This is a genomic window from Streptomyces sp. NPDC051677, assembly GCF_044453465.1.
Classification (GTDB): domain Bacteria; phylum Actinomycetota; class Actinomycetes; order Streptomycetales; family Streptomycetaceae; genus Streptomyces.
Genome location: NZ_JBITCT010000007.1, coordinates 173,798 through 185,821, shown reverse-complemented (window position 1 = coordinate 185,821; position 12,024 = coordinate 173,798). Strand labels below are relative to the sequence as shown.

10 protein-coding genes are annotated in these 12,024 nt (G+C 73.9%); 5 read left to right on the top strand and 5 right to left on the bottom strand.

The features are described 5' to 3' along the window. Positions 1-95 precede the first annotated feature (95 nt). The 3 genes from ACIBAF_RS10780 to ACIBAF_RS10770 all read left to right on the top strand — a co-directional run bounded on the left by ACIBAF_RS10780 (position 96) and on the right by ACIBAF_RS10770 (position 5,020). On the top strand, positions 96-722 hold the full coding sequence (locus tag ACIBAF_RS10780; RefSeq protein WP_399462824.1) for a YigZ family protein: 627 nt from the start codon (positions 96-98) through the stop codon (positions 720-722). 147 nt (positions 723-869) lie between these two features. Further along, complete coding sequence (locus ACIBAF_RS10775; protein WP_399462823.1) at positions 870-2,033, top strand: exonuclease SbcCD subunit D; 1,164 nt, start codon at positions 870-872, stop codon at positions 2,031-2,033. Beyond that, a complete protein-coding gene (locus ACIBAF_RS10770) occupies positions 2,030-5,020 on the top strand; it encodes an AAA family ATPase (protein WP_399462822.1) in 2,991 nt (996 codons plus the stop codon). Before ACIBAF_RS10775 ends, ACIBAF_RS10770 begins: the two co-directional genes overlap by 4 nt. Here ACIBAF_RS10770 and ACIBAF_RS10765 read toward each other — a convergent pair. Then, on the bottom strand, positions 5,014-5,460 hold the full coding sequence (locus ACIBAF_RS10765) for an Lrp/AsnC family transcriptional regulator (RefSeq protein ID WP_399462821.1): 447 nt from the start codon (positions 5,458-5,460) through the stop codon (positions 5,014-5,016). The genes ACIBAF_RS10770 and ACIBAF_RS10765 overlap by 7 nt on opposite strands. 148 nt (positions 5,461-5,608) lie before the next feature. Between ACIBAF_RS10765 and ACIBAF_RS10760 the strand changes: the two genes are divergently transcribed. Continuing rightward, positions 5,609-6,088, top strand: a complete 480-nt coding sequence (locus tag ACIBAF_RS10760) for a rhodanese-like domain-containing protein (protein ID WP_399462820.1) — start codon at positions 5,609-5,611, stop codon at positions 6,086-6,088. A 16-nt stretch (positions 6,089-6,104) separates the two neighbouring features. Here the strand turns inward: ACIBAF_RS10760 and ACIBAF_RS10755 are convergent, their stop codons facing one another. The 3 genes from ACIBAF_RS10755 to ACIBAF_RS10745 form a co-directional block, all read right to left on the bottom strand. Next, positions 6,105-6,899 (bottom strand): ATP-grasp domain-containing protein, encoded by a 795-nt coding sequence (locus ACIBAF_RS10755; RefSeq protein WP_399462819.1) that lies wholly within the window; start codon positions 6,897-6,899, stop codon positions 6,105-6,107. A gap of 77 nt (positions 6,900-6,976) precedes the next feature. Then, on the bottom strand, positions 6,977-8,692 hold the full coding sequence (locus ACIBAF_RS10750; protein ID WP_399462818.1) for a DUF885 domain-containing protein: 1,716 nt from the start codon (positions 8,690-8,692) through the stop codon (positions 6,977-6,979). Between the two features lie 33 nt (positions 8,693-8,725). Then, a complete protein-coding gene (locus tag ACIBAF_RS10745; RefSeq protein WP_399462817.1) occupies positions 8,726-9,217 on the bottom strand; it encodes an Lrp/AsnC family transcriptional regulator in 492 nt (163 codons plus the stop codon). Between the two features lie 60 nt (positions 9,218-9,277). Here ACIBAF_RS10745 and ACIBAF_RS10740 point away from each other — a divergent pair, with 60 nt between their 5' ends. After that, positions 9,278-10,489, top strand: coding sequence for a trans-sulfuration enzyme family protein (locus ACIBAF_RS10740; protein ID WP_399462815.1), 1,212 nt, complete (start codon positions 9,278-9,280; stop codon positions 10,487-10,489). A gap of 51 nt (positions 10,490-10,540) precedes the next feature. Here ACIBAF_RS10740 and ACIBAF_RS10735 read toward each other — a convergent pair whose 3' ends face one another. After that, positions 10,541-11,947, bottom strand: coding sequence for a GNAT family N-acetyltransferase (locus ACIBAF_RS10735; RefSeq protein WP_399462814.1), 1,407 nt, complete (start codon positions 11,945-11,947; stop codon positions 10,541-10,543). Positions 11,948-12,024: the final 77 nt, after the last annotated feature.

Here is a 12,024-nt window from a genome sequence, read left to right as displayed (position 1 = left end):
TGCACGGTGCATGGTCACCACCGTTGGTTACCCCGCACATCGTCGCCCGCACCTGTGCCGACGGCGACTCGGCGATCAGCGCATAGGCTGGCCGGATGCAGGACGAGTACCGCACAGTGGCCCACGCGGGCGTGCACGAGACCGAGGTCAACCGCTCCCGCTTCCTGTGCGCCCTCGCCCCGGCGGCCACCGAGCAGGAGGCCCAGGACTTCATCGCCGCCGTCCGCAGGGAGCACGCCGACGCCACCCACAACTGCTGGGCGTACGTCATCGGCGCCGACGCCTCCGTCCAGAAGGCGAGCGACGACGGCGAACCCGGCGGCACCGCGGGCGTGCCGATGCTCCAGATGCTGCTGCGCCGCGACATGCGGTACATCGTCGCCGTCGTCACCCGCTACTACGGCGGCGTCAAGCTCGGCGCCGGCGGCCTCATCCGGGCCTACGGCGGCGCGGTCGGCGAGGCGCTCGACACCCTCGGCGCCCTCACCCGCCGCCGCTTCCGCCTGGCCACCCTGACCGTGGACCACCAGCGCGCGGGCAAGGTGCAGAACGACCTCCACTCGACCGGACGCGCGGTACGCGACGTCCGCTACGGCGAGGCGGTCACCATCGAGATCGGCCTCCCGGACGCCGACGTGGACGCGTTCCGCGCCTGGCTCGCGGACGCGACGGCGGGCACGGCGGGCTTCGAACTGGGCGGCGAGGCGTACGGGGACGCGTGACGCATGACGCATGACGCATGACGTGTGACGCGTTGAGTGAACGGTCGGGGGAAATGTCCGTAACGCTCCTTTGTGGCGGTTGTCATGACGGTGCGATACGGGAGTAACCGCCCGTGATGTCAGACCCGGCCGTTAGGGTCGGGGATCATGAGGCTCCTGCACACTTCCGACTGGCATCTGGGCCGGGCGTTCCACCGGGTGAACATGCTCGGCGCCCAGGCCGAGTTCATTGGTCATCTCGTCACGACCGTGCGTGAACGCCAGGTCGACGCGGTGCTCGTGTCGGGAGACGTGTACGACCGCGCGGTGCCCCCGCTCGCCGCGGTGGAGCTCTTCGACGACTGTCTGCACCGGCTGGCCGACGTCGGCGTGCCCACCGTGATGATCTCCGGCAACCACGACTCGGCCCGTCGCCTCGGCGTCGGCGCGGGCCTCATCGGCCGTGCGGGCATCCACCTGCGGACGGACCCCACGGCGGCCGGGACGCCGGTCGTCCTTCAGGACGCCTTCGGCGACGTCGCCTTCTACGGCCTGCCCTATCTCGAACCCGCCCTGGTGAAGGACGAGTTCGGCGTGGACAAGGCCGGCCACGAGACCGTGCTCGCCGCCGCCATGGACCGCGTCCGCGCCGACCTCGCCGCCCGCGCGCCGGGGACGCGTTCCGTCGTCCTCGCCCACGCCTTCGTCACCGGCGGCGAACCCAGCGACAGCGAGCGGGACATCACCGTCGGCGGGGTCGCCTCCGTGCCCGCCGGGGTCTTCGACGGCGTCGACTACACGGCACTCGGGCACCTGCACGGCTGCCAGACCATCACCGAGCGCGTCCGCTACTCCGGCTCCCCGCTGCCGTACTCCTTCTCGGAGAGCGCGCACCGCAAGACCATGTGGCTCGTCGACCTCGACGCCGGCGGGGAGGTCACCGCCGAGCGGATCGACTGCCCGGCACCGCGCGCGCTGGCTCGGGTCCGCGGCCCCCTGGAGGCGCTGCTCGCCGACCCCGCGCTCGCGCGCCACGAGGAGGCGTGGATCGAGGCGACGCTCACCGACGCCGTCCGCCCGGCCGACCCCATGGCCCGCCTCACCGAACGCTTCCCGCACACCCTCAGCCTCGTCTTCGCCCCCGAGCGCGCCGCCGACGACCCGGACGTCTCCTACGCCCGGCGCCTCGCCGACCGCAGCGACCAGGAGATCGCCGAGGACTTCGTGGCCCATGTGCGCGGGGCGGGGCCCGACGCCCGCGAGCAGGGCGTGCTGCGGGACGCCTTCGACGCGGTCCGCGCGGACGACGCCGTACGGGAGGTGGCGCGGTGAGGCTGCACCGGCTCGACCTGACCGCCTTCGGCCCCTTCGGCGACCCCCAGACCGTCGACTTCGACGAGCTGTCCGCCGCCGGGCTGTTCCTGCTGCACGGCCCGACGGGGGCCGGCAAGACCTCGGTCCTGGACGCCGTCTGCTACGCGCTGTACGGCTCCGTGCCGGGCGCCCGGCAGAGCGGCCAGGGCCTGACCCTGCGCAGCGACCACGCCGCGCCCGGCGCCCGCACCGAGGTCACCCTCGAACTCACCGTCGCGGGCCGCCGGTTGGAGGTCACCCGGCAGCCGCCCCACGAACGCGCCAAGAAGCGCGGCAGCGGCACCACGGTCGAGAAGGCCCAGAGCCGGCTGCGCGAGTACGACCCCGTGGCCGGGGCCTGGAAGGATCTCAGCCGCTCCCACCAGGAGATCGGCGAGGAGATCACCCAACTGCTCGGCATGAGCCGCGAGCAGTTCTGTCAGGTCGTGCTGTTGCCCCAGGGCGACTTCGCGCGCTTCCTGCGCGCCGACGCCGAGGCCCGCAGCAGGCTGCTCAGCCGCCTCTTCGACACCCAGCGGTTCGCCGAGGTCGAGAAGCGGCTCGCCGAGCGCCGCCGCACCACTGAGGCACGCGTGCGTGAGGGCGACTCCGCGCTGCTCGCCGACGCGCACCGGATGCAGCAGGTCGCCGGGGACGCCATGGAGCTGCCCGAGCTCGACCCGGGCGAGCCGGGACTGGCCGAGGCGGTGCTCGCCGCGGCCGCCGTCGCCCGCAGCACCTCCCGCGAGCTGCTGACGACCGCCCACTGCGGCCGCCTCGCCGCCGAGTCCGCGCAGGCCGCCGCCGAGCGCAGCCTGGAGGAGGCGCGGGAACAGGCCCGGTTGCAGCGGCGGTTCACCGAGGCGCGGGAGCGGGCCTCGCTGCTCCAGGAGCGGGCCGGCGCCCATCGGGAGGCGCAGGCGCGGATGGAGCGGGGACGGAAGGCGGAGACGGTGGCGCCGGCACTGGAGCTGCGCGAGGCCGCCGACGCCGAGCACACCAGGGCGTCCGCCCGGGCGGCACACGCACATGCCCTGCTCCCGGAGGGGTTCGCGGACGCCGGAGCCGCCGGCCTCGCCGCCGCCGCCCGCCGGGCCGCCGAGGAGCTGGGCGGGCTGGAGTCCGCCCGCAAGGGCGAGCGGCGGCTGGCCGACCTCGTCGCCGAGCGCGCCGACCTGGACCGGCGGGAGCGGGACGACGAGGACGTCCTGACGGAGACCGAGGCCTGGCTCGCGGGCTGGGACGCCGTCCGCGCGGGTCTCCAGGCCCGCATCGAGTCAGCCCAGGAGGCCGCCGCCCGCGCCGAACAGCTCGACGGCCGACGCGAGCCCGCGCAGCGGCGCCTGAAGGCGGCCCGACTGCGCGACGAACTGGCCCATGACCTGGAGGCGGCCGGCCGCACGGCCCTCACCTCCCAGGAGCAGGCACAGACGGCCCGCGCGCACTGGCTCGACCTCAAGGAACAGCGCCTCAACGGCATCGCCGCCGAGCTGGCCGCCACCCTCACCGTCGGCGAACCCTGCGCCGTCTGCGGCGCCACCGAGCACCCGGCGCCCGCCCGCAAGGTCGCCGGGCACGTCGACCGCGAGGCCGAGGAGCAGGCACTCACCGCATACCAGCGAGCCGAGGAGCGCCACACCGAGGACGAGCAGAGACTCGGCCTCGTCCGGGAGGCCCTCGCCGCCGCCACCGCCGAGGCGGGCGACACCGCCACGGACCGGCTCGCCGCTGCCGCCCAGGAGGTGGAGCAGGCCTACGCGGGGGCCCGGCGGGAGGCCTCCACGCTGCATCCCGCGCGCGAGGAGCTGCGCCAGGCCGAGCACGAGCACGGGCGCCGAACGGCGGCCCAGCGCGAGGCCGCGATGCGGGCGGCGTCCCGGGTGGGCCACCGCGACCGCCTGGAGCGTGAACGGGCGACACTGGAAGAGGAGTTGACGCAGGCGCGGGGAACGGCCGAGAGCGTCGCCGCGCGGGCCGCCGAACTGGAGCGGCAGACGGCCCGGCTCACCGACGCGGCCGACGCCGCCCGCGTCGCCGAGGAGAGCGCCGAGCGCCTCAAGGCCGCCGACGGGCGCCTCGACGAGGCCGCCTTCCGGGCCGGCTTCGACACCCCGCGGGCCGCCGCCGACGCCCTCCTCGACGACACCGCCCACCGCGAGCTGCAACGGCGGCTGGACGCCTGGCAGTCCGAGGAGGCCGCCGTACGGGCCGTCCTCGCCGAACCCGACACCGCGGCCGCCGCCCAGCAGCCGCCCGCGGACCTCGCCGCCGCGGAGCGGTCGGCGGCCGACGCGGCCGAACGCCTCCGCGCGGCGGCCTCCGCACAGGATGCCGCCGCCCGCCGCTGCACCGAGCTCGACGAGCTCTCCGCGCGCGCGGCCGCCGGTGTGCGGCGGCTCGCCCCGCTGCGCGAGGAGTACGACCGGGTGGCCCGCCTCGCCGGTCTCACGGCGGGCACCTCCGCCGACAACGAGCGCAGGATGCGCCTGGAGGCGTACGTCCTGGCGGCTCGCCTCGAACAGGTGGCCGCCGCCGCGACCGTACGGCTGCGACGCATGTCCTCCGGGCGCTACACCCTCGTCCACTCCGACGACCGGGCCGGACGCGGGCGCAGCGGGCTCGGCCTGCATGTCGTCGACGCCTGGACCGGGCGCGAGCGGGACACGGCCACGCTGTCGGGCGGCGAGACCTTCTTCGCCTCGCTCGCCCTCGCCCTCGGCCTCGCGGACGTCGTCACCGACGAGGCGGGCGGGGTCCGCCTCGACACCCTCTTCATCGACGAGGGGTTCGGCAGTCTCGACGACCAGACCCTCGACGAGGTCCTCGACGTCCTCGACTCCCTGCGCGAGCGCGACCGCAGCGTCGGCATCGTCAGCCATGTCGCCGACCTGCGCCGGCGGATCCACGCCCAACTGGAGGTGGTGAAGGGGAGATCGGGGTCGACGGTGCGGCAGCGGGGTCAGTGACCGACCGGGCGCCGGGGGAGCGGTGAGGAGTAGACGACGCTGGTCGTGACCGACCCCAGCGCGCCGATCTTCCCCGACACCTCCTCCAGGTGCCGCATCGAACGGGCGGCGACCTTGATCACGAAGCAGTCGTCGCCCGTCACGTGGTGCGCCTCCAGGATCTCGGGCGTGACGGCCACCAGGTCGTGGAACGGCTTGTAGTTGCCGTGGGGGTAGCGCAGCCGCACGAACGCCAGGATCGGCAGCCCCAGCCGCTCGGGGTCCACGACCGCCGCGTACCCCTGGATGACGCCCGCCTCCTCCAGCCGCCGCACCCGCTCGGTGACGGCGCTCGCCGACATCGCCACGGCCCGTGCCAGGTCGGCGAAGCTGGCCCGGCCCTCGCGCTGGAGGACCTCGAGGATGCGCCAGTCCGTGGCGTCCGGGGAATACGCGGTCATGAGCGCAAGATTGCAGGTGAATCCCCGGTGAGGCAAGGTCCACACCGGGGAATGCCCCTTCAAGGAGATGATCATCGGCCGTAGATTTCTGCCCACCGGATTTCTGGTCATCGGAAAACCGGTCGGAACCGCTACGGAGGGCCCCGCCATGACCGTCACGACCACCGTCAACCCCGTCCTGCGGGTCGCTCCCGCCGCCCCGGCCGAGGCCGCCGCCTACTTCCGGGCGAGCCTGGTCTTCCACGCAGACGTCTCCGACGTGGCCGCCGCCCTCGCCGCCGGCGGCGACCCCGGGTTCGTCGTGCTGGACTCCCGTTCCACCGAGTCCTGGGACCAGGGGCACATCCCGGGCGCCGTCCACCTGCCCACCGCGCTCATACCCGAGCAGGCCGAACAGCTCCTCGACAGGGGCGTGCCGGTCGTGACGTACTGCTGGGGCCCCGGCTGCAACGGCGCCACCCGCGCCGCCCTCGCGCTCGCCGAACTCGGCTACCAGGTCAAGGAGATGCTCGGCGGCTTCGAGTACTGGGCGCGTGAGGGCTTCGAGTTCGAGACCTGGGAGGGCCGCGAGCGGCGCGACGCCGACCGGCTCACGGCTCCCGTGGACGCGGAGAACTGCGGCTGCTGACAGCCGAGTCGCCCGGTCAGTCCCGTACGACCTCCGGCGCCGGACGCAGGAAACGACGGTCCGCCGCCCCGAACTCGCCCTCGGGGCGCGCCGCGTGCAGGACGACGTCCAGTGCGGCGTCCGCGTCGCACGCGTAATGCCCGCTGGCCCAGGCGGCGTTGGCCTCGACCACGGCCCACCCGGCGTCGTCGACCAGACCGACGTCCACCACGACGGCGCTCGGCAGCCCCGTCCCGGCCAGTCGCTCGGCGAACGCCAGCACCTCGGCGCGCCGCGGATCCCGCTCCAGCGGCGCGACGTCCAGGGCGCCCCGGGTCGCGTACCGGCTCGCGGTGCGCACCTCGCCGTTCAGCAGGAACAGCCGGAACTCCACGGCGAACGTCACGATGTCGCTGACGAGCACCGGTTCCGTGCCGTCGACGGCGTCCGGCCCCGGCAGGCCGCTGCCGTCCGGGTAGACGCGGGCCGGGAAGCTCTTGTCGTTCGGCGGCTTCACGAACGCGGGACGCCGCAGCCGCCATGCCTCGGCGATCGTCCCGAACTCGACGTCCCGCAGTGTGAGTTCACGCGGCAGCCGGGCCAGCCAGTCCTGCGGCGCCTCCAGCAGTCCGAGCCCCAGCTCCCGTGCCACGGCGTCCGCGAACAGCGGACCGGCGTACAGGGAGGACCCCTCGGCCCGCCGCTGCTGCTCGGGCACGCGCCACTCCCGCAGGGTCTCGACGCGTGCCCCGCGCCGCCGGGCCGCGTCCGCGAGGGCGTGCCCGGTCGCGGTGACGCGCGGGGAGAGGAAGAGGGTGCGGAGTGTGCTCATGGGAGAAGAGGGTGGCGCAAGGTCGGACCGGAGGACAGCGGATTTCCGCCGTCCTCCGGCTCTGCCCGCACCGGTTCTCAGAGCTGCGCCAGCTCGTCCACCAGGTCGTCGAGACCCAGCGAACCCTGCGAAAGGGCCGCCATGTGCCAGGACTTGAGGTCGAAGGCGTCGCCGTGGCGCTCCCGGGCCTTCTCCCGGCCCAGCAGCCAGGCCCGTTCGCCGAGCTTGTAGCCGATCGCCTGGCCGGGGATGGTCAGATAGCGGGTCAGCTCGCTTTCGACGAAGTCCGCCGGGCGGCTGCTGTGCGCGCCGAAGAACTCCTGCGCCAGCTCCGGGGTCCAGCGCTCACCCGGGTGGAACGGGGAGTCCGCCGGGATCTCCAGCTCCAGGTGCATGCCGATGTCGATGATGACCCGGGCCGCCCGCATCATCTGCGCGTCCAGGTAGCCGAGCCGCTGCTCCGCGTCCGTGAGGAAGCCGAGCTCGTCCATCAGCCGCTCCGCGTACAGCGCCCAGCCCTCGGCGTTGGCGCTGACCATGCCGACGGACGCCTGGTAGCGGGAGAGGTTCGCGGCGATGTGCGTCCACTGCGCGAGCTGGAGGTGATGGCCGGGGACGCCCTCGTGGTACCAGGTGGAGACGAGGTCGTACACGGGGAAGCGGGTCTGCCCCATCGTCGGCAGCCAGGTACGGCCCGGACGTGAGAAGTCCTCCGAGGGGGACGTGTAGTAGGGGGCGGCCGCGCTGCCGGGCGGGGCGATCCGCGACTCCACCCTCCGCACCCGCTCGGCGAGTTCGAAGTGGGTGCCGTCGAGCGCGTCGATCGCCTGGTCCATCAGGCCCTGCAGCCAGTCACGGACCTCGTCGACGCCCTCGATGTGCTTGCCGTGCTCGTCGAGGTGGGCCAGCGCCGCCCAGGGGGTGTCCGCGCCCGGCAGGATCTTCTCGGCCTCCTGCTTCATCTCGGCGAGCAGCCGGTGGTACTCCGCCCAGCCGTACGCGTACGCCTCGTCGAGGTCGAGGTCGGTGCCGTTGTAGTAGCGCGACCAGCGCGCGTACCGCTCCCGGCCGACGGTGTTCGGCGCGCCCTCGGCCGTGGGCGCGTACACGTCGCGCATCCAGTCCCGCAGCTGTACGAACGCCGCGGTCGCCGCTCGGGCCGCCTCGTCCAGCTCGGCGCGCAGCGCCTCGGGCAGCGCGTCGGAGAGCGCCTCGGCGCCGGTGGCCACGAAGTCCTCGAACCAGCCGCGGCCCGCGCCGTCCGTGTCCGACCACTGGCCGAGCTGTTCGACGAACGTGGCGGTCGGCCGCGGCGCCGCGTACAGCTTGCGTTCCAGGCCGAGCGTCAGGGACTCCCGGTAGCCCGCCAGTGCCGCCGGGACCGCGCGCAGCCGCTCGGCGATCGCCGTCCAGTCCTCCTCGGTCTGGGTCGGCGTCACGGTGAACACCTCACGCACATGGTGCGCGGGCGTGCCCATGTTGCCGACGGAGCGCAGGCCCTCGTCGGCTTCGTGGACGCCGAGTTCCGCGGTCAGACGCTCGCGCAGCAGGCGCGCGCACCGGCGCTCGATGTCACTGTCCGCGCCGGGCCTGCGCTCCGCCTCGTCGAGCCTCGCCAGGGTGTCGCGCGCGAGCCGTGCGATCGCCTCCTGGCCTGCGGGCGAGAGGTCGGGCAGCCGACTCGAACTCTCCTTCACGCCGAGATAGGTACCGGTCACCGGGTCGAGGGCGATGAGATCGTCGACGTAGGCGTCGGCGACCTCGCGGGGCAGCGGGCTGTTGGTCTGTGACATGCGCCCCATCCTCGTATGCGACGGCGTCGCACGTCACGGCGTTTGTCCCGAACCCGTCGGCGGCAGCAGCGGCCCGCACTCCCACTGCTGGAAGATCAGCCGCGTCTCGACCCGGGCCACCTCCCGCCGCGCCGTGAACTCGTCGAGCACCAGGCGTTGCAGATCCGCCATGTCCGCGACGGCGACATGGACGAGATAGTCGTCGGGGCCGGTGAGGTGGAAGACGGTCAGCGCCTCCGGCAACGCCCGGATCCGCTCCACGAACGGCCCCACCAGCTCCCGCCGATGCGGCCTGACCTGCACGGACAGCAGCGCCTGCAGGCCGCGCCCCAGCTTGGCCGGATCCAGCCGCAGCTGATGCCCGAGGATCACGCCGGAGCGGCGCAGCCGCGTCACCCGGTCCAGGCACGTCGACGGCGCGACGCCGACCTGCGCCGCGAGGTCGCGGTAGGTGGCCCGGGCGTCGTTCTGCAACAGCCGCAGCAGGTGCAGATCGACCGGGTCCAGTACGACGGATTCGGTCATCGGCCGAACGTAGCACGGTGTTCGACATATGAGACCCGTTCGATGTTCACCCTGCGGTCCATGGACTCAACCGCTGCGAGCACGCACGCGTACCACGGTGGACGTACGTCTGGAGCGACCCGCGCACTGGCCACCGAGGCCGTGCACGCCGGGCGGGACGACCTGGCCCGGCAGGGCCTGCACGCCCCGCCCATCGACCTGTCCACCACCTACCCCTCGTACGACAGCCGCGCCGAGGCCGCCCGTATCGACGCGTTCGCCGCGACCGGCGCGAAGCCGGAGGGCCCGCCCGTCTACGGCCGGCTGGGCAACCCGACGGTCGCACGCTTCGAGACGGCCCTCGCCCGGCTGGAGGGCGCCGAGAGCGCCGTCGCCTTCGCCAGCGGGATGGCGGCGCTGAGCGCGGTCCTGCTCGCGCGCGCCGCGACGGGACTGCGGCACGTCGTCGCCGTCCGCCCCCTGTACGGCTGCAGCGACCATCTGCTGACGGCGGGACTGCTCGGCTCCGAGGTCACCTGGACCGACCCGGCGGGCATCGCCGACGCGTTGCGCCCCGACACCGGCCTGGTCATGGTCGAGTCGCCGGCCAACCCGACCCTGGCCGAGGTCGACCTGCGGGCCGTCGCCCACGCCTGCGGCTCGGTCCCGCTGCTCGCCGACAACACCTTCGCCACGCCCGTGCTGCAACGCCCCGTCGAGCAGGGCGCGCGGCTCGTCCTGCACAGCGCCACCAAGTACCTGGGCGGGCACGGGGACGTCCTGGCGGGCGTGGTCGCCTGTGACGAGGAGTTCGCCGGACGACTGAGGCAGATACGTTTCGCCACCGGTGGTGTGCTGCATCCGCTGGCCGGCTATCTGCTGCTGCGCGGCCTGTCGACGCTCCCGGTGCGGGTGCGGGCCGCCTCGGCGACCGCCGCCGAACTGGCCCGGCGACTGGCCGCCGACCCGCGCGTCGCCCGCGTCCACTATCCGCGCATCGGCGGCGCGATGATCGCCTTCGAGGTGGACGGCGACCCGCACGAGGTGGTCGCGGGCGTCCGGCTGATCACCCCGGCCGTGAGCCTCGGCAGCGTCGACACGCTCATCCAGCACCCGGCGTCCATCAGCCACCGCATCGTGGACGCTGAGGAGCGCAGAGGCGCGGGCGTGAGCGACCGGCTGCTGCGGTTGTCGGTCGGGCTGGAGGACGTCGAGGATCTGTGGGGCGATCTGACGGGGGCGCTGGGGGCGCTGGGGACGGTGCGGGGGCCGGTGGCGTCCGTCACCGTGTGAAGAAGGGCCCGGCGGTGCACCGCCGGGCCCCTCAGGTGTGCTGCGTCCGGTTCAGTCGCGCGTGACGCGTTCCGCGTGCCGCCGGGACGTCTCGTGCGCCGCGCTCTTCTCCAGGCGCGCGGTGATCACGAGCGTCCCTTCCTCGATCTGGTAGTCGAGGGGCAGGCCGAGTCCGCGCATGGCGGCGACCATGCCCGTGTTGGAGGCCTGCGTCACGGCGTACACGCTCTCGCAGCCCGCCTCGACGGCCATCGCCACCAGCCGGCCGAGCAGTTCGGAGCCGATGCCGCGGCGCTGCCACTCGTCCTCGACCAGCAGCGCGACCTCCGTCTCGTCGCCGTCCCACAGCAGGTGGCCGAGGCCGACGACGCGGCCGGACGGCGTCTGCACGGCCAGGGTCTGGCCGAAGCGGGGACTGAGCAGGTGGTTGAGGTAACGGTCGGCGTCGCCGACGGGCCCGTGGTAGCGCGTCTTGAGCGTGCGGGCCGAGCACCGCTCGTGCATCGCCTTCGCTGCCTGCACGTCACCGGTGTCGGCCCGGCGCACGGTGATGTCGTTGCCCTCGGGCAGCGTCAGCACGTCCTGGCCGAGCGGGACCCGCGGCCCGAGCCGGGCGTCGAGCTCCACCAGGGCACGCGCGCGTGCGAACTCGGTCGGGGTGAACGGCAGATACGGCCGCTCCACGGTGATCACTCCGCCTTCCGGCGCCCGCAGACGCATCACGGTCTCCTCCAGCACGCCCTCCACGGGTACGCCCTCGGGCCCCCGGCCGCGGGTCCCGGCCGTGGCGGGCAGCGAGCGGATCGTGCACCGGCCGAGCAACTGCCGCAGAGCCAGCGGCAGTTCGGCAGCGTCCAGGGCGGTGCGGGTGGCCAGGCCCAGGATCCGGGTCGGCGCGTCCACCAGATCGTGGGCGTCGGCCCGTTCGATCCAGGTGCTCGAACCGCCGGCCCGCGCGACGGCGCGGGTGATCTCGGCCGCCGCGAGGCGGCCCGGAGCGCGCAGCAGGAACTCGTCCACCGTGTCCTCGCCCAACGGGTGGGTCTGCAGGCTGAGGATGTCCACGCGGTGGCCGGCGAGCGCCGCGCACAGCGCGGCCAGCGAGCCCGGGGCGTCCTTCACTGTCGTCCGCATCCGCCACAGGGCGCTCTCCTCGGTGACCGGGGAGAGGGGCTCGGACGGCCCGGCCTGCGGCTCCTCGGAGCGTGGCCGGGCATCGGTATCGCCCGTCGGCGGAGCGTGACCGTGGCGGCGTGCCCACCAGGTGTGGAAGCCGGCCGTGGCGACGAGCAGGGCGGCGGAGACGGCCAGCAGCGCCGGGCCGTCGGGGCCGTGGCCCACCAGGTTCGCCACACCGTCGGCCACCGCGACGGCCGTGAAGAGCGCGGCGAGTTCCACCACGTCCCGCCGCCAGTGGTGTACAGGGCGTCCGCGTTTCGCGCGCGTCACATCAGACATGTCTCGAGTCATGCAGCCACTGTGGAGGAACGGTGTTGCGTGATCACGAACGCATTGTGACCGACGGGTAAAGGTTC